The following is a 16,734-nucleotide window of genomic DNA, read 5'->3' as shown; positions in this document are numbered from 1 at the left end:
TTCGTTACGGGCGCGCGAAGATCGACTCGTCGATCCGGGTTCCCGTGGCCACCGAGACGAGCTTGAGGATCACGGCGTCCTCGGTCATGTTGTGTTTCTTCGCCGTCTCGACGAGTGCTTTGTCGGTGGCCTCGATGGCCGGAAGGAGATCGACTCGCCACTGCCCGTCCTCCTTCGCGAAGTTACGGGGAGCGAGTTCGAGGCCGGCCTGCTGATCGGGCGACGTGCCCGTCCCGACCGCGGTGGAGCCGGAGAACGTGATCTCCCCGAGTTCCACGCCCTCCACCGACGACTTGTCGATGAACCCTTCCCGCACGGCGAAGCTCAGCAGGGTCCGGCCGTCCATCTGTGCGACTCTCTCCGCGCCGAGTCGGTGTCGCAACAAGGCGATGTTCATGCGGTCCGTCATGCTTCGGGCGCCGATCTCCTCGGGGCCTCCCGTGGCGGTCAGCTCGGCGAGCTCGTCGTAGTAGCCGATCGTTCCCGTCGTGACCAACTCGACCACCGCGTCGCCGTCCTGCTCGCGGAACGCGGCCTGAAATCGCTCGAAGGTGTCTCGCACCGCCTGCTCGTCGGCGGCGCGGGAGTGGGAGGAGTCCGGGCCGGCCGTCTCACCGTGCGAGGTGTCGGCGCCGCCCGCGCACCCCGTCAGACCCAGCACGATCGCCGTCAACGGCCCTGCCAGCATCGCCATGCCACGCTGCGAAAACATTGCGCCTCCTCGGTGTGGAAGGCCCACGGTGGGACCTTCCACACCGCGGTTCGGCCCCTGAGAGTAACCGCAATGTCACAGCGAGTCATCTTGACGCCGGCGAGCCGTGTAGAACAGCACGGCCGTGCCGGCGGCGATCATCAGGGCGAACGCCGTGCCTCCGACGACGAGGGCCTGGACGACTTCGTCGGAAGGAGCGTTCGGCGCACTCTCGGGAGGCTGCTTCGTATCCGCGGACTCCGCGTTCGCGGGGTGCATCACGCCCACCAGCAGAACCATCAGCAGAGCCAGCACCGACGCGAACGGCGCACGCCGGACGATGCGGATCATCACGCACTCCCCTCGGTGTTCCAGGCGATCCGGTACTCACCACGCCTAACGTTCGGCGTTCGCACCAGAGTTGCCCGAAACGGCCGGAATCACACGCTCGGGATCACACCGTCGATCTCACCCGCGAGTGCGATGTCCTTGTTCGTGACGCCGCCGTGGGAGTGGGTGCTGAGGCGGAAAGTCACCGTCCTCCAACGGATGTCGATGTCCGGATGATGGTTCGCCGCCTCGGCGAGCTCGGCGACTCTGTTCACCGTCTCGATCGCCTCGGGAAAGCTCGTCAGCTCGACACGGCGTTCGATCGCGTCGTCCACGCGCCGCCACTCCGGCAAGCTACGCAGGGCCTCGTCGACGTCTTGCTCACTCAGTAGCTCCGTCATGGGCTCATCGTGGTATGCCGCCGGGTACGCTGCACGCTGCCACGGGAGTCCGGCGCGCCGGGCTGAGAGGTGGGCACGCGGCCCACGACCGTCCGCACCTGATTCGGATCATGCCGACGCAGGAAGGTGTCACGGCTTCCTGCGCCGGCCACGGCGAGGAGGCTGAATGGGCCAGAGGTCGGGCCAGTGGTCAACGTCGATGCGCGCGGCGATCGCGCTGCTCTCGGTCGGCGCACTGACGACCGGGTGCACGGTCATCGGCGCCGAGGACGAGCCGACGGGACCGGTGACGGTCACCCTGGTGACGCACCAGTCGTGGGCCGTTCCGCAAAACGTGGTGGACGCCTTCGAGCAGCGTGCCGGCATCCGCATCGAGATCCGCAAGGAAGGCGACGCCGGGGAGCTCACCAACAAACTCGTGCTCACCAAGGACAACCCCATCGCCGACGTCGCGTACGGCGTCGACTCGACGTTCGCCTCCCGTGCGCTCGACGAGGGCGTCTTCCAGCCGTACACCTCGCCCGAGGCCGACCGGGGTCCGCAGCGTTACGCCGTCGACCCCCAGCAGCGGTTGTCGGCCGTGGACGTCGGTGACGTGTGCGTCAACATCGACACCGAATGGTTCGCCTCCCACGACGTTCCCGAGCCGACCGGCCTCGACGACCTGACCGAGCCGGAGTACAAGGACCTGTTCGTGGTGCCGAGCCCCGCCACCTCGTCGCCGGGGCTGGCCTTCCTGTTCGCCACCGTGTCGACGTACGGGGAGGACGGCTGGCGTGAGTACTGGAGCGAGCTGAAGAACAACGGGGTCAAGGTCGTCAGCGGTTGGACCGAGGCCTACACCCAGGACTTCTCGGGTTCCTCCGGGGAAGGCGACCGGCCGATCGTGCTGTCGTACGCCTCGTCCCCCGCCGCCGAGATCGGCGAGGACGGCACGCCGCGCACCAAGGCGCTGCTCGACACCTGCTACCGGCAGGTCGAGTACGCCGGTGTGCTGGAGGGCACGCCTCATCCCAACGAGGCGGGCAAGGTGATCGACTTCCTGCTGTCGCACGAGTTCCAGTCGACCGTCGCGAGCAACATGTACGTCTACCCGACGCGGGAGGGCGTCGCCCTGCCCGAAGGCTGGGCACAGGCCGCGCCGCTGCCTCGCGAGTCCCTCTCATTGCCCGGCGAGCAGGTGCAGGCCAACCGAGAACAGTGGATCAAGGAATGGCGCGAGTTGCTGGAGGGCTGACGTCCCTCCCCGGAATGCGCCGGGCCGCGGCGGCCGGTGTGCTGGGCCTGTTGCCCGTCGCGTTCCTCGGGTTGTTCTTCGCCTGGCCCGTCGTCGCGATCATTCGTCTCGGGTTCACCGACGGCGGGGTCGCCGAGGCGCTGGTGGAGGCGTCGACGTGGCAGCTCGCCGGCTTCACCGTGGCGCAGGCCCTGGGAGCCACCGCGATCGCCGTGGGCGCCGGGTTCCCCTTGGCCTTCGTGCTCGCCAGGGTGCGGCTTCCCGGAATCGCCGTGGTGCGCACGCTCGTGCTGGTGCCGTTCGTGCTGCCGACCGTGGTCGTCGGCTTGGCGTTTCGGGCGCTGTGGCCCGACGGTGGCGTGCTCAGCATCGTCGTCGCCAACGCCTTCTTCAACGTCGCCGTCGTCGCTCGCACCGTCGGTGGGCTGTGGGCACACCTGGACCGGCGGGTCGAGGACGCGGCGCGATCACTCGGTGCCTCGCGGTTCCGGGCGTTCCGCACGGTGACGTTGCCCGCGTTGCTGCCCGCGGTGTCGGCGTCCGCGGCCGTGGTGTTCCTCTTCTGCGCCACGAGCTTCGGGGTGGTGCTGATGCTGGGCGGCAACCGGTACCGCACCTTGGAGACCGAGATCTACCTGCGCACGGTGGATCTGTTGGACCTCTCCGGCGCGGCGGCGCTCTCGCTGGTGCAGCTCGCCGCCGTCGTGGCCGCGTTGGCCGTCGGCGCGGTGGCCCGCCGTCGTAACGAGACGGCGGTGCAGCTTCGTTCGGCGCGGTACGCGGCTCGCAGGCCCGAGGGCGGGGAGTGGGCGGTGGTGGCGGCCGCGGCGGTGGTGCTCGGTGCCCTGCTGACGCCCATCGTCGCGTTGCTCGTGCGGTCGCTGTCGGGGCGGGAGGGCTGGACCCTCGACGGTTATCGGGCGCTGTCCGGGTTCGGGCAGGACGGGGCCTTGAACGTCACCGGGTGGGACGCGGCGTTGAACTCGCTGCGCACCGCGTCCGACGCCACGATGCTCGCGCTCGTAGTGGGAGTGCTGGCGGCCGTCACGGTGGTGGTGCTGCGCCGTTCGCCGAGCCGCGCCGCCCGGACGGTCGGGGAGGTCACCGACGCCGCGCTCATGCTTCCCCTCGGGGTCTCGGCGGTGACCGTCGGGTTCGGCTACCTGGTGACATTGGGCGACCTGCCGTGGGATCTGCGGACGTCGCCGCTGCTGGTGCCGTTCGCGCAGGCATTGGTGATCATCCCCATGGTGGTGCGGCTGGTCCTGCCGGTGCTGCGGTCGGTGGACGAGCGACTGCGGCAGGCGGCGATGACCCTCGGGGCGAGTCCGCTGAGGGTGTGGCGCGAGGTGGATCTTCCCCTCGTGGCGCGGTCGTTGGTCGCGGCGGCGGCGTTCGGGTACGTCGTCGCGCTCGGGGAGTTCGGGGCGACGAGCTTCCTCGCGCGGCCCGACGCGCCCACCCTGCCGGTCGCCGTCGCGGACCTGATCAACCGGCCCGGAGAGCTGAACCATCTGATGGCGTACGCGGGCTGTGCTCTGCTCATGGTGGTGACAGTGGTCGTCGCGGCGCTGATCGAGAGCGTGCGTGCACCGCACGCGCGGCTGGGAGAGTTCTGATGTTGACGGTCACCGGTGTTTCGGTTCGTTACGGCGACGTGGAGGCGGTGCGGGACGCCGACCTCGAGATCGCGGACGGCGAGGTGCTCGCGCTGCTCGGGCCGTCGGGCTCGGGCAAGTCGACCCTGCTGCGGACGATCGCGGGACTGGAGCCCGCCGCCACCGGAAAGGTGTGCTGGGACGGTGACGACCTGTCCGGGGTGGCCGTCCACCGTCGCAACTTTGGGCTGGTGTTCCAGGACGGCCAGCTCTTCCCTCACCGTGACGTGGCGGGCAACATCGCATTCGGCCTGCGAATGCAGGGCGTGGATCGGGCGACGAGGGAGGAGCGGGTGCGCGCTCTGCTCGACCTCGTCGGTCTCGCCGGGTACGAGCGACGCAAGATCACCGAGCTTTCCGGTGGGGAGGCCCAGCGGGTGGCGCTCGCGAGGGCGTTGGCGCCCCAGCCCCGCTTGCTGTTGCTCGACGAACCACTGTCCGGTCTCGACGCGGAGCTACGGGAACAGCTCGCGATCGAGGTGACCGAACTGCTGCGTCGTACGAAGACGACGACGCTTCTCGTCACGCACGACCAGGAGGAGGCGTTCACGCTCGCCGATCGGATCGCGGTGCTCGACGACGGCGTGATCCGTCAGGTCGGCGACGTCCTCGACGTGTGGCGCAGGCCCGTCGACGAACGAGTCGCCCGGTTCCTCGGGGTGACGACCTTCCTGCGCGGTCGGGCCGAGAACGGGCGGCTCCGGTGCGCTCTGGGCGAGGTGACCCTGCCCTGGGTCGGCACCGGTGACGTGCTGGTGGGGCTGCGTCCCAACGCGGTGCGGGCCGTGGAACTCGACCGGGACGCGGACATCGCCGCCCCGGCCGTCGGGTTGCGCGCCGAAGTGCTTTCCCGCGTGCACCGACGTGACCACGTGCGGTTGTCGGTGCGCCCGGAGGGCGACGCCCCGCAGGTGGCGGCGGTCGCGGCGATGACCAGCAGGGCGGTACCCGGCGACCGCGTGGTGTTGACCTTGGACTCGGACGGCGTCGCCACCGTGGGGTCGTGACGCGCGGGACTCGGTCCCTCGCCGCGGGTTCTGTCATCCACAGTGGATTACGAGGTCGGAATCGGATTCGGGTGTTCGACCGGTTCCGGTGCGTCGCCGAACCGGGGCGCCGTGGGGAGGCGCCGGGCGGCGGGGTCGTCGTTACGGGTAGTTTGCGTGTTCCGTGACGACAGACGAGGCGGCGGGCCGGGCGGCGACCGTGGTCGTGGGCGCGGCCGTGGTGCGTGACGGACGGTTGCTCGCCCAGCAGCGAGCGTTCCCCGCCGAGGCCGCGGGGCTCTGGGAACTCCCCGGTGGACGGGTCGAGCCCGGCGAGTCGGACGCCGAGGCCGTGCGTCGTGAGTGCGTGGAGGAGCTCGGGGTCGACGTCGTCGTGGGCGACCGGGTGGGTGCCGACGTTCCGTTGCCGAACGGCATGGTCCTCCGCGTCTACGCCGCGACCCTGCGCGACGCCGAGGCGGAGCCTCGGGCGGTGGAGCACCGGGCCCTGCGCTGGCTGCCCGCCGCTGAGCTGCGGGAGATCGACTGGCTTCCCGCCGATCGCGTGCTGGTGCCCGACCTGCTGGCTCTGCTGTGACGGCCGGGAGTCGCCGAGGACTGTGACCTACGCCTCGGGCGCCTACCGTGGGGGTATGTACGTCGTTCTACTGACCTACACGGCACCGCCTCCCGAGATCGACTACGCCCTGCCCGACCACGCCGAATGGCTCACGAGGCAGTTCGAGCGCGGGCTTTTCGTCGCGTCGGGACGCAGAGCCGACCACCGCGGTGAAGTGCTGCTGGCGAGATCGATGTCGACGGGCAAGCTGGAGGCCACGCTGGCGAGCGATCCGTTGCTGCTGCGGCACCTCGCCCACCACGAGGTGATCGAGTTCTCGGCGACGCGCACGGCACCCGAACTGCGGTCCGTCAACGAGGCCCTGGCCCACTGAGACCCTCCGGTCGGCTCGCGGCCCGAGACACGGGGCGAGCCGTGCCGTCTCGCACTTTTCACCAGGCGTTTTCCGCGGCCGGGCGCGTTTTCCTCCCCATTTCTTCCGCCCACCCGATTCTTGGGGGGGCGACGGTGTTCCGGATCACGTGCGGAACGGCGACTATGCTGGTCACCGACCACGCCGGGAGCACCGAGTCCGTTGGTCGACCATCATTCTTCTGCACCAGGGAGCCTTCGCGTGCCCACAGCCGCTGCTCAGAAAGTCCGCACCGATCTCCGCAACATCGCCATCGTCGCGCACGTCGACCACGGCAAGACCACCTTGGTCGACGCCATGCTGCGGCAGTCCGGTGCCTTCGCCGAACGCTCCGAACCGGTCGATCGAGTCATGGACTCCGGCGAGCTGGAGCGGGAGAAGGGGATCACCATCCTCGCGAAGAACACCGCCATCCGTCGCCAGACCCCGAACGGGCCCGTCACCATCAACGTCATCGACACCCCCGGCCACGCCGACTTCGGGGGCGAGGTCGAGCGCGGCCTGGCCATGGTCGACGGCGTGGTGCTGCTCGTGGACGCCAGCGAGGGCCCGCTGCCGCAGACCCGTTTCGTGCTTCGCAAGGCGCTCGCCGCGCGGCTGCCCGTGGTCCTCGTGGTGAACAAGGTCGACCGCGCCGACGCCCGCATAGCGGAAGTCGTGGAGGAGACCCACGATCTGCTGCTGGAACTCGCCGGTGAGATCGAGGGCATGAACGACGACGCGCTCGACGCCGTGCTGTCGATGCCGGTCGTCTACGCCGCCGCGCGGGCGGGCATCGCCAGCCTCGAACGTCCGGCCGACGGGCAGCTTCCCGACGCCGAGAACCTCGACGCCCTGTTCGATGTGCTGCTGGAACGCATCCCGGCTCCGAAGGCCGATCCGGACGCCCCGCTGCGGGCGCTGGTCACGAACCTCGACGCCTCCAGCTTCCTCGGCCGTATCGCTCTCATCCGCATCCACGCCGGTCGGTTGCGCAAGGGCCAGACGGTGGCCTGGTTGCGCGAGGACGGTTCGGCGCAGAACGTGCGCATCTCCGAACTGCTGGTCACCGAGGCGCTGACGCGCGTGCCCGCGGAGGAGGCGAGCGCGGGCGACCTGGTGGCCATCGCCGGTATCCCCGACATCACCATCGGCGACACGCTGGCCGACCCGGAGCACCCGGAGGCCCTGCCGCGCATCACGGTGGACGAACCCGCCATCTCGATGACGTTCGGTGTCAACACCTCGCCGCTCGCGGGCCGCGGCGGCGGGGACAAGCTCACCGCGCGGCTGCTCAAGGCGCGACTCGACGCCGAGCTGGTCGGCAACGTCAGCATCCGGGTGCTGCCCACCGACCGACCCGACACCTGGGAGGTGCAGGGGCGTGGTGAGCTGGCCCTCGCCGTCCTCGTGGAAACCATGCGCCGGGAGGGCTTCGAGCTGACCGTCGGCAAGCCACAAGTGGTCACCCGGACCATCGACGGCAAGCTGCACGAGCCCTTCGAACGCCTCTACATCGATGCGCCCGAGGAGCACCTCGGGGCCATCACCCAGCTGCTGGCGGGCCGCAAGGGCCGGATGGAGAACATGGACGGCCACGGCACGGGCAGGATCAAGCTGGAGTACGTGATCCCGTCGCGGGGGCTGATCGGGTTCCGCACCGACTTCCTCACCGAGACGCGGGGTACGGGCATCGCGAACCACATCTTCGAGGGGTACTTCCCGTGGGCCGGGGAGATCCGCACGCGCCACAGCGGTTCGTTGGTGGCCGACCGCTCGGGCCCCGTCACCACCTACGCGTTGTTGCAGCTCGCCGACCGGGGCACATTCTTCGTCGAGCCGGGTTCCGAGGTCTACGAGGGCATGGTCGTCGGCGAGAACCCGAGGGCCGAGGACCTCGACATCAACGTGACGAAGGAGAAGAAGCTCACCAACATGCGCTCGTCGACCGCCGACGAGCTGGAACGTCTCGCCCGTCCGCGCACGCTCAACCTGGAGGAGGCCCTGGAGTTCTGTGCGGCCGACGAGTGCGTCGAGGTGACCCCGAAGGCGGTACGGGTGCGCAAGGTGGTCCTGGACGCCACACAGCGGGCCAAAGAGCGCTCCAGGGCTCGTAGCCGCGACCGCAACGCCTGAGGCGCTCCCTCGTTCTCACCCGCCCTTGACACGGGGTCTACGCGCGCTTGAGACACTTGTGGAACCACATGGGCGGTCCGTGCGTCAGCCACACAGGGAGCGGGGAGAGGCGAACCGGTCGGCGACTGTGTTGCTCCGCCGGTAGCCGCTTAAGTCACGGCGCCATCGATATGCCGGGGCGGACAGTGTCGAACGAGCAGGAGGGGCTGCGGCGTGCGAGCGAATGGGGGCGGGACCAGGACGTGGAAGGCCGTGCTGGTGCTGATGCTCGTCGGTGCGTTGAGTGCGTGCTCGAACACCCCGCCGCCGCCCGTGGTGAGTTCCTCCGTTCCGTCGACCCCTCCGGCCACGGAGACTCCCTCCCAGATCGTGGCCGCGGTGGACGACATCGTGGGCGGCTACAACCCGCACACCCTCGCCGACGCCTCCACCGTGACCACGGCGTTGGCGCAGTTGCTGCTGCCGTCCGTCTTCCGGACCAACGCCGAGGGTGAGCCGGAGCTCGACGACCGCCTCATGACGTCCGCGGAAGTGACGAGTGAGGACCCGTTCACCGTCGAGTACCGCATCCGGCCCGAGGCGTCGTGGTCCGACGGAGCGCCCATCGCCGTCGAGGACTTCTCCTACCTCACCGAGGCCATGAAGTCCCAGCCGGGGGTGGCCAACTCCGCCGGGTACGAGCTGATCTCCTCGATCGAGCCCGGCGAGGGAGGCAAGCTCGTCCGGGTCACCTTCAGCGAGCCGTATCCGGGATGGAAGACGCTGTTCTCCAACCTCCTCCCCGCCCACGTCCTCAAGGACGCTCCGGGAGGCTGGCAGGAGGCGCTGGCGGAGAGCTTCCCCGCGTACGGCGGTCCGTTCGCGATCAAGAAGATCGACACGGCCAGGGGCGAGATCGTGCTCGAACGCAACGAGCGCTACTGGGAGAAGCCCGCCGCCGTGGACCGCATCGTGCTCCAGCGAGCGGACGGTCCGGGGATGGTCTCGGCGTTGCGCAGCGGCAGCGCGCAGTTCGTCCTCGGCGGGGTCAACGGCGACACCAGGGCTCTGCTCGCCGACCTCGGCGACGACGTGGGGCTGCATGCCGTGGCGCAGCCGTACGTGGTGGACGTGGTGTTGCGCCCCGTCGGCCCTGCCCTGGCCGACGACAAGGTCCGCCGGGCCGTCGCGGCGCTGCTCGACCGCAACGCCCTCATCGCCGAGGGCACGCGGGGAGGTGACTCGGCGGAGCTGCGTGCCAGCGCCCAGGTGCTGCCGCCGTCGTCGCCGGAATACGCCCACACCATTCCCGGCGCCGGGCCGCCTCTGGAGCGGAACGCCAAGCGGGCCCACAAGCTGCTCACCGAAGCCGGCTACAAGCGTGAGGCGGGGAGCTGGGTCGACGAGAATGGCCGGGAGTTGTCCCTGGTCGTGGCCTCCCCCGGACAGAAGCAGCCGTACCAGCGCATCGCGCAGGCCCTGGCGGACCAGCTCATCGCCGAGGGAATCAACGTCACGACGGTCCACCCTCCGGCGAGGGAGCTGTTCGGCGCGACGCTGGCCGCGCCCATCGACCTCGACGGTGGGGCCGCGGGCGAGCCGACCCCCACCAACGGGCAGGTCGGCATCGACATCGCTGTGATTCCTCGGGCGATCAGCGCCGACCCGGCGACCACCGCGGCCTCGTGGTTCGGGTGCGCTCCCGACGCGCGCGGCGAGGAGACCGAGGAGGACGAGGAAGCGGAGTCCACGTCGTCGTCGACGACGAAGACGACGAGCACCTTGGCGAAGACTCCCGCGACCACGTCGGAGGACTCCGAGGCGGACGACGGTCTGGTGACGCCCGCTAACCCCGCGGGGTTCTGCGACCCCGAGTTGCAGTCGACGCTCGACGCCGCGTTGACGGGAGAGGTTCCGCTCAAGCAGAGCCTCGCCAAGGTGGAGCCCAAGCTGTGGAAGCAGAACGTCTCCATCCCGTTGTTCCAGCTCGCCGACACCTTGGCCGTGGGAGCCGGGGTCTCCGGCGTGACTCCGGGACCGACCTTGGTCGGACCTTTCGCCTCCGCCGTCAACTGGACGCGAGCTCCTCGTTAGAGCCGGTCCGAACCCGTTGCCACCACGGCCGTCCCACCTTCTGACCGTGGCGTCACCGACCGACCAGTTGGTACAGTGACTGATCACAATTCGTCACTGCTGTATGTTGCGTTCGCTGGATAGATGTCACCCTTTGGTCACGATCCTCCGAGAAGTGCTGACCGATGGTGGCCATCCTTCTTAGCGTTCCCCCGCAGTACGCCAATCGAGTGTGATGGGCGTGTCATAAGCTCCGGCGCTAATCGGAGAGGTGGGTCCCGCTGCGGAAGGTGTGGGACTCAGTGCTAGGAGGGCACACGTAATGAGGAGATCAAAAGTCATCTCCGCGTGGTCGATGCTCGCCGCGTCAGCGCTCGTTCTGAGCGCGTGCGGTGGCGGGGACAACGCGGCGGATGAGAACGGCTCGACAGTCGACGCTGCGAGCTTGGCGGAGGGCAAGGCGCAGGAAGGCGACACCTTCAAGCTTGCCGACGTCCCGGAGATGGACCCCGTCACGGTGGCCATCGACGAGGGGTATTCCGCGTACAACAACAACACCGCGGATGCCAACAGCTCGTACAACACCTACATCCTCACGAGCGTCATCACGGGCCCGACCGTTCTGGACGGCAACAACAAGGTCCTGCTCAACGGCGACGTGATGGAGTCCATCGAGGTCACGTCCGAAGACCCCTTCACCGTCGAGTGGAAGATGAAGGAGGGCGTCAAGTGGTCGGACGGTGACCCGTGGGACTGCCGTGAGTTCTACCTCGCGTGGCTCGCCAGCTCCGGCACGACGGAGGGCTTCAACTCCGCCTCCACCACGGGCTACGAGCTCATGGAACCGGAGTGCACCGACGACTACACCTTCAAGGCCGAGTTCAGCGAGCCCTACCTCGACTACAAGGGCATGTTCGCCGACGTGCGTCTCATGCCCGCGCACGTCATCGAGAAGGAAATCGGTATCGACGACATCCGTGACGTCGAGCCGGGCTCGAAGGAGGCCAAGGAGGTCGCCAAGTTCTGGTCGGGCGAGTGGAAGGGCTTCAAGCCCGAGATCATGCCCGGCTCCGGCCCCTACAAGATCAAGTCGTACGACTCGAACTCCGACACGGTCGTCCTGGAGAAGAACCCGAACTGGATCGGCGCCAAGGGCGGGCCGAAGGAAGTCACGATCCGCGCGATCCCGGACACCAAGGCCATGGCCACCGCGCTGCAGAACGGTGAGATTGACGTCGCCGCGTCGACCCAGCCGGACGCCACCGCGGCCGACACCCTGAAGAGCCTGACGTCGCAGGGTGTGACGTACGTCTCCGCGCCGCAGCTCACCTACGAGCACCTCGACCTGAACCTCAACCGGAAGGTCTTCCAGGACGAGGCCGCGCGCAAGGCGTTCTTCCAGGTCGTCAACCGTGAGGAGATCGTCAACAAGCTGCTGAAGCCGGTCCAGGCCGACGCCGAGCCGCTGGGCAGCATCGTCTTCTTCACCGGTGAGGAAGGCTACGAGGACCGCTACAGCGACAAGATGAACAAGGGCGCCGAGGCCGCCGCCAAGACCCTTGAGGAGGCCGGCTGGAAGAAGGGCGCCGACGGCATCTACGAGAAGGACGGCGTCCGTTTCTCGGTGTCGATCTCGCACAACGAGAACGCGCGTCGTAGCCAGACGGTCGAGATCATCCAGTCGCAGGCCAAGGCCGCGGGCATCGAGGTCAAGGACGACACCGACCCGAACTTCCTGAAGGGTCGCGTCGACAAGGGTGACTACGACATCGCTCTGTTCGGCTGGTCGTCCGCTCCGTTCAAGGCCGAGTCCAAGGCCATCTACATCAGCGACGGCAACCAGAACTGGCAGGGCCTGAAGGACCCGAAGATCGACGAGGCGTTCGCCAAGGCGACCTCGGCGACCAAGCCGGAAGAGGCCTTGGAGCACTACATCGCGGCCGACGAGGCGATCGCCGAGAACTACGCCACCATTCCGCTGTTCGAGACGCCGTCGATGTGGGCCTTCCGTGGTATTGACCGCGTGTACATGCAGTCGTACAACGGTGCTCTGTGGAACGTCGGGGAGTGGGAGGCCGCCGAGTAATCGGGGCCGCTCACCTGTCACCGGCTGACGTCTGACGCCGTCGGGGGCCGGACCACACCGGTCCCCGACGGCCGACGTTAGTAGCTGTTCACGCGAACCCGACCCCCACTACCGTGGCACGGGACGGTGACGAAATAATTCCGGGCGATCCCGGGACTAGGAGCAAGTCGTTGAACCTGGTTTTCTACATCCTTCGCCGTCTGGCGATCTCGATTCCGATCCTGCTGATCGGAACGTTTCTCGTCTTCGTGATGGTGGCCGGTGCGGGCGACCCTCTCGCGGAGCTGCGCACCCAGCCGAACATCAATCAGGAATCCATCGACGCGATCGCGCACGAGCTCGGCCTGGACAAACCGCTGATCCCCAGGTACTTCGACTGGCTCGGCGGATTCCTGACCGGTGACTGGGGGATCTCGATCGCGCAGGGGTCGGCCATGGAGCCGGTCCTGCCGAAGATCATGGACGCCTTCTGGGTGTCGATCCGACTGATTCTCGGCGCTGAGATCCTGGCGCTCATCCTCGGTGTCGCCGTGGGTCTGCTCGCTGCGGTGAAGCAGTACAGCGTCATCGACTACGTCGCGACCACGTTGGCGTTCCTGTTCTTCTCGATGCCGATCTTCTGCGTCGCCATCGTGCTGAAGATCTACGCGATCGATCTCAACGTCGTCATCAACAACCTCGGTCTGAACGACATCTTCGGCAACCCGTTCCTGAGAACGACGAGTCCGGACTCGTTGGAAGCGGACGGTGTCTGGGACTTCATCGTCAAGTACACGGGCGCGTTCCTGCTGCCGACGCTGTCGATCATGTTCATCAGCTTCGCCGCGTACAGTCGGTTCCAGCGTTCCTCGATGCTGGAGACGCTGAACATGGACTACGTGCGGACGGCTCGCGCCAAGGGGCTGACCGAACGGCGGGTCATCCTGCGGCACGCCTTCCGTAACGCGTTGATCCCGACGACCACGCTGTTCTCCGTGAACTTCGTGAGCGTCGTGACGGGTGCCGTCATCACGGAGCGGGTGTTCAACTGGAACGGCATGGGCGCCGTGCTCGTCGAGGCCGTGAACAAGAACGACCCGAACGTGATGATGGGCTGGATCGTGGTCATCTCCATCTCGGTGATCATCGCGAACCTGATCGCGGACTTGTTGTACGGCATTTTGGACCCGAGGATTCGCGTTGGCTGACATGAACTCGCTTGTGACCGGTGCGGAAACCGGTGGCAAGCCTCCGATTCCCGAGGGCGAGCTGAGCTCGGAAGCGCTGCCGGAGCCGCGCAGCCAAGGGGCCCTCGTTCTCCGCAAATTCCTGCGGCACAAGCTCGCGATGGCCAGTGTCGGCATGCTGGTGCTGATCACCCTGATCGCGTTGATCATGCCGATCTTCTGGCCGCACAGCTATTGGGACTCGTCGTTCCCGTCGTTCGCGGAACCGAGTGCCGATCACCCGCTGGGCACCACGCAGGTCGGCAAGGACATGGTGTCGCAGATCCTGCGGGGCACGCAGTACTCGCTGCTCATCGCGATCACGGTCTCGCTCGTGGCGACGTTCATTGGTGTGGTGCTGGGGGCGTTCGCCGGGTACATGGGTGGCTTCATCGACTCGGCCATCTCGCGGCTGACCGACCTGTTCCTGATCATCCCCTCGATCGCGGCCGCCGCGATCCTGGTGAAGATCTTCAGCGGTAGTTGGTGGGTCGTGGCGGTGGTGCTCGCCGGGTTCGCGTGGATGCCGATCGTGCGTATCACGCGAGCCGAGGCGATGTCGTTGGCGCAGCGCGAGTTCGTCGAAGCCGCGAGAGCGTCGGGCGCCGGTACCGGGCGGATCGTGTTCAAGCACCTGGTGCCGAACATGGTCGGCACGATCACCGTCAACGCCACGCTCGCCGTGGCGCAGGCGGTGCTCGCCGAGGCGGCTCTGTCGTTCATCGGCCTCGGTGTGAAGCCGCCGGACACCTCGCTCGGTCGCGTCATCTCGGAGAACTACGCGCAGATGACGGGACGTCCGTGGTTGTTCTTCGGCCCGTTCGTCGTCCTGGTGTTGATCTCGTTGTCGATCAACTTCATCGGTGACGGTCTGCGCGACGCGTTCGACCCGCGTCAGCGGAGGGTGAAGGCCTAGAAGGGTTTTCCACGGCACGGGGGAGCCGCCGCCCTCTCGGGGCCGGCGCTCCCCCGTGCCGTTTCACCGTGTCCGCACTTCCCGCACTCGTGTCCGCAGCCTGCATACGCGTGTCCGCAGTTTGTGTACGGGTGTGGGCGTCCCGTGACGCCGACCCTCGTACACAAACTGCGAACTCCCGTACGAGAACTGCGGACACGCGTACGTAGCCTGCGGACACGGCGAAGGGGCGGCACCGAACGGTACCGCCCCTTCAGCAGCTTCGTGAGGGCCTTTCGCTCACTCCTTGACGGGAGCCACGCGACCTTCCTCCCAGGCTCGCCTGCGCTCGGCTTGCAGCTCGGGATCGGCCACGGGCGCCGCGGACAGCAGCCGCTTGGTGTACTCCTGCTGCGGGTTGTGCAGCACCTGCTCGCGCGTACCCACCTCGACCAGCTTGCCGCGCTGCATCACGGCGACCCGGTCGGCCAGCAGGTCCACGACGGCGAGGTCGTGGCTGATGAACAAGCACGCGAACCGCAGGTGCTGCTGGAGATCGAGGAACAGGTCCAAAACCTTGGCTTGCACCGACACGTCCAGCGCCGACGTGGGCTCGTCGGCGATGAGCAGCTTGGGGTTGAGCGCCAGTGCGCGGGCGATGGCGACTCGCTGCCGCTGACCGCCGGAGAGCTCGTGCGGGTAGCGGTTGCGGTAGTGGCCGGACAACTGGACCTTGTCGAGCAGGTCGGTGACCCGGTTGTCCAGATCCTTGCCCGTGAGCACCTTGTGCAGCACCAGCGGCTCGGCGATCGACTCGCCGATCGTCATCTTCGGGTCCAGAGTGGACGCCGGGTCCTGGAAGACGATGGAGAAGTACTTGCGCAGCGGCCGCAGGTCCTTCTGCGACATCGTGGTGATGTCGGTACCGGCGATGGACACCGTGCCGGAGGTGGGCTTGAGCAGCCGGATGGCGCACCGGCCGACCGTGGACTTACCGGAGCCGGACTCGCCCACCAGCCCCAGGATCTCGCCGCGCTCGATGTGCAGCGACACGTCGTCGACGGCGCGGTTCTTGCCCTGGCGTCCCTTACCGGGGTATTCGAGGACAAGGTTCTTGATCTCCAGCGGGGGCGCCGTGCTGTCGAGTCGCGCTTCGAGCTCCTCGTGGATCTTGCGCAGCGCCGCGTCGGTCCTGCTCTCCGCGACGGTGGCACGGGGCGCGTCCTCCAGCAGGCGGCGGCCCTCGGGACGCTGACCGAGTACGGGGACGGCTGCCAGCAGGCGCTTGGTGTACTCCTGCCGCGGGTTGGCGAACAGCTCCCGTACCGGGGCCTGCTCGACGATTTCGCCCTTGTACATCACCACGACCCGGTCGGCCAGGTCGGCGACGACGCCCATGTCGTGGGTGATGAGGATGATGGCGGTGTTGAGGGTGTCCCGCAGTTTGCGCAGCAGTCCGAGAATCTCGGCCTGCACCGTGACGTCGAGGGCGGTCGTCGGCTCGTCGGCGATGATGACCTTCGGGTCGCAGGAGATCGCCATCGCGATCACCACGCGCTGGCGCAGACCGCCGGAGAGCTGGTGCGGGTACTGCTTGAAGCGCCGCTCCGGTTCCGGGATGCCCACCATGTCGAGCAGTTCGATGGCCCGCTTGTTGGCCTCCTGCTTGGACATGTCCTGGTGGACCCGCAGGGACTCCCGGATCTGCCAACCCACCGTGTACATGGGGTTCAGGGCCGTCATCGGCTCCTGGAAGATCATGGCCACGTCGTTGCCGCGGTACTTCCGCAGCTGCTTGGGCGACATCCCGCCGAGGTCGACCCCGTTCAGCTGTCGAGCGCCGGTGATCTTCGCGGTCTTCGGAAGGAGACCGGGCACCGACATCGACGTCACCGACTTGCCCGACCCCGACTCACCGACGATCGCGAGAATCTCGCCGGGGGCGACGTCGAATCCGATTCCCTTGACCGCTTCGACGACGCCGTCCTCGGTCGAGAAGGAGATCTTCAAATCCGAAATGGACAGCACGGATTTCGACGATTCCGCCGACTGCTGCGATACTGCTTCTACGCTCACCAGAAGCCCT

At 67.7% G+C, this 16,734-nt stretch carries 14 protein-coding genes and 1 riboswitch; of the genes, 10 read left to right on the top strand and 4 right to left on the bottom strand.

What is annotated here, in order from left to right:
* Positions 1–4 precede the first annotated feature (4 nt).
* The 3 genes from SACGLDRAFT_RS16970 to SACGLDRAFT_RS16960 all read right to left on the bottom strand — a co-directional run bounded on the left by SACGLDRAFT_RS16970 (position 5) and on the right by SACGLDRAFT_RS16960 (position 1,422).
* Complete coding sequence (locus tag SACGLDRAFT_RS16970; protein WP_005466120.1) at positions 5–712, bottom strand: hypothetical protein; 708 nt, start codon at positions 710–712, stop codon at positions 5–7.
* A 75-nt stretch (positions 713–787) separates the two neighbouring features.
* The gene (locus SACGLDRAFT_RS16965) at positions 788–1,042 is read right to left on the bottom strand and encodes a hypothetical protein (protein WP_005466119.1); all 255 of its coding nucleotides are present in this window, start codon (positions 1,040–1,042) and stop codon (positions 788–790) included.
* Between the two features lie 89 nt (positions 1,043–1,131).
* Positions 1,132–1,422, bottom strand: a complete 291-nt coding sequence (locus SACGLDRAFT_RS16960) for a 4a-hydroxytetrahydrobiopterin dehydratase (RefSeq protein WP_005466118.1) — start codon at positions 1,420–1,422, stop codon at positions 1,132–1,134.
* A gap of 31 nt (positions 1,423–1,453) precedes the next feature.
* A riboswitch (TPP riboswitch) is annotated at positions 1,454–1,564 on the top strand.
* Positions 1,565–1,588: 24 nt separating this feature from the next.
* Between SACGLDRAFT_RS16960 and SACGLDRAFT_RS16955 the strand changes: the two genes are divergently transcribed.
* The 10 genes from SACGLDRAFT_RS16955 to SACGLDRAFT_RS16910 all read left to right on the top strand — a co-directional run bounded on the left by SACGLDRAFT_RS16955 (position 1,589) and on the right by SACGLDRAFT_RS16910 (position 14,669).
* Positions 1,589–2,659 carry a thiamine ABC transporter substrate-binding protein gene (locus tag SACGLDRAFT_RS16955; RefSeq protein WP_005466117.1) on the top strand — a complete coding sequence of 357 codons (1,071 nt, stop codon included), beginning with the start codon at positions 1,589–1,591 and terminating at the stop codon, positions 2,657–2,659.
* Complete coding sequence (locus SACGLDRAFT_RS16950) at positions 2,635–4,278, top strand: ABC transporter permease (RefSeq protein ID WP_005466115.1); 1,644 nt, start codon at positions 2,635–2,637, stop codon at positions 4,276–4,278. The genes SACGLDRAFT_RS16955 and SACGLDRAFT_RS16950 overlap by 25 nt, the downstream gene beginning before the upstream one ends.
* Positions 4,278–5,324 carry an ABC transporter ATP-binding protein gene (locus tag SACGLDRAFT_RS16945; RefSeq protein ID WP_005466114.1) on the top strand — a complete coding sequence of 349 codons (1,047 nt, stop codon included), beginning with the start codon at positions 4,278–4,280 and terminating at the stop codon, positions 5,322–5,324. The genes SACGLDRAFT_RS16950 and SACGLDRAFT_RS16945 overlap by 1 nt, the downstream gene beginning before the upstream one ends.
* Before the next feature lie 163 nt (positions 5,325–5,487).
* Positions 5,488–5,901: an NUDIX domain-containing protein gene (locus SACGLDRAFT_RS16940; RefSeq protein ID WP_005466113.1), complete on the top strand. Its 414-nt coding sequence runs from the start codon at positions 5,488–5,490 to the stop codon at positions 5,899–5,901.
* A gap of 55 nt (positions 5,902–5,956) precedes the next feature.
* Positions 5,957–6,256: a YciI family protein gene (locus SACGLDRAFT_RS16935; RefSeq protein ID WP_040920102.1), complete on the top strand. Its 300-nt coding sequence runs from the start codon at positions 5,957–5,959 to the stop codon at positions 6,254–6,256.
* Between the two features lie 240 nt (positions 6,257–6,496).
* Entirely contained in the window at positions 6,497–8,410 is a 1,914-nt protein-coding gene (typA, locus tag SACGLDRAFT_RS16930; RefSeq protein WP_005466111.1) for a translational GTPase TypA, read from the top strand.
* A 213-nt stretch (positions 8,411–8,623) separates the two neighbouring features.
* Positions 8,624–10,483 (top strand): ABC transporter family substrate-binding protein, encoded by a 1,860-nt coding sequence (locus SACGLDRAFT_RS16925; RefSeq protein ID WP_005466110.1) that lies wholly within the window; start codon positions 8,624–8,626, stop codon positions 10,481–10,483.
* Positions 10,484–10,784: 301 nt separating this feature from the next.
* Positions 10,785–12,548, top strand: a complete 1,764-nt coding sequence (locus SACGLDRAFT_RS16920; RefSeq protein WP_005466109.1) for an ABC transporter family substrate-binding protein — start codon at positions 10,785–10,787, stop codon at positions 12,546–12,548.
* A 170-nt stretch (positions 12,549–12,718) separates the two neighbouring features.
* A complete protein-coding gene (locus SACGLDRAFT_RS16915) occupies positions 12,719–13,735 on the top strand; it encodes an ABC transporter permease (protein WP_005466107.1) in 1,017 nt (338 codons plus the stop codon).
* A gap of 1 nt (position 13,736) precedes the next feature.
* A complete protein-coding gene (locus tag SACGLDRAFT_RS16910) occupies positions 13,737–14,669 on the top strand; it encodes an ABC transporter permease (RefSeq protein ID WP_005466105.1) in 933 nt (310 codons plus the stop codon).
* A 279-nt stretch (positions 14,670–14,948) separates the two neighbouring features.
* Here SACGLDRAFT_RS16910 and SACGLDRAFT_RS16905 read toward each other — a convergent pair whose 3' ends face one another.
* The gene (locus SACGLDRAFT_RS16905; protein WP_040919215.1) at positions 14,949–16,724 is read right to left on the bottom strand and encodes an ABC transporter ATP-binding protein; all 1,776 of its coding nucleotides are present in this window, start codon (positions 16,722–16,724) and stop codon (positions 14,949–14,951) included.
* Positions 16,725–16,734 lie beyond the last annotated feature (10 nt).

The organism is Saccharomonospora glauca K62 (assembly GCF_000243395.2).
Classification (GTDB): Bacteria; Actinomycetota; Actinomycetes; order Mycobacteriales; family Pseudonocardiaceae; genus Saccharomonospora; species Saccharomonospora glauca.
Note: the sequence above shows the minus strand (reverse complement) of the source record. Positions and strands in the feature narration are given on the sequence as shown.

What these genes read in the sequence shown, in the direction of transcription:
- SACGLDRAFT_RS16945 (WP_005466114.1), top strand. Translation starts at nt 4,278, where the DNA reads ATGTTGACGGTCACCGGTGTTTCGGTTCGTTACGGCGACGTGGAGGCG.
- SACGLDRAFT_RS16950 (WP_005466115.1), top strand. Translation starts at nt 2,635, where the DNA reads ATGGCGCGAGTTGCTGGAGGGCTGACGTCCCTCCCCGGAATGCGCCGG.
- SACGLDRAFT_RS16920 (WP_005466109.1), top strand. Translation starts at nt 10,785, where the DNA reads ATGAGGAGATCAAAAGTCATCTCCGCGTGGTCGATGCTCGCCGCGTCA.
- SACGLDRAFT_RS16960 (WP_005466118.1), bottom strand. Translation starts at nt 1,422, where the DNA reads ATGACGGAGCTACTGAGTGAGCAAGACGTCGACGAGGCCCTGCGTAGC.
- SACGLDRAFT_RS16910 (WP_005466105.1), top strand. Translation starts at nt 13,737, where the DNA reads ATGAACTCGCTTGTGACCGGTGCGGAAACCGGTGGCAAGCCTCCGATT.
- SACGLDRAFT_RS16935 (WP_040920102.1), top strand. Translation starts at nt 5,957, where the DNA reads ATGTACGTCGTTCTACTGACCTACACGGCACCGCCTCCCGAGATCGAC.
- SACGLDRAFT_RS16955 (WP_005466117.1), top strand. Translation starts at nt 1,589, where the DNA reads ATGGGCCAGAGGTCGGGCCAGTGGTCAACGTCGATGCGCGCGGCGATC.
- SACGLDRAFT_RS16970 (WP_005466120.1), bottom strand. Translation starts at nt 712, where the DNA reads ATGTTTTCGCAGCGTGGCATGGCGATGCTGGCAGGGCCGTTGACGGCG.
- SACGLDRAFT_RS16965 (WP_005466119.1), bottom strand. Translation starts at nt 1,042, where the DNA reads ATGATCCGCATCGTCCGGCGTGCGCCGTTCGCGTCGGTGCTGGCTCTG.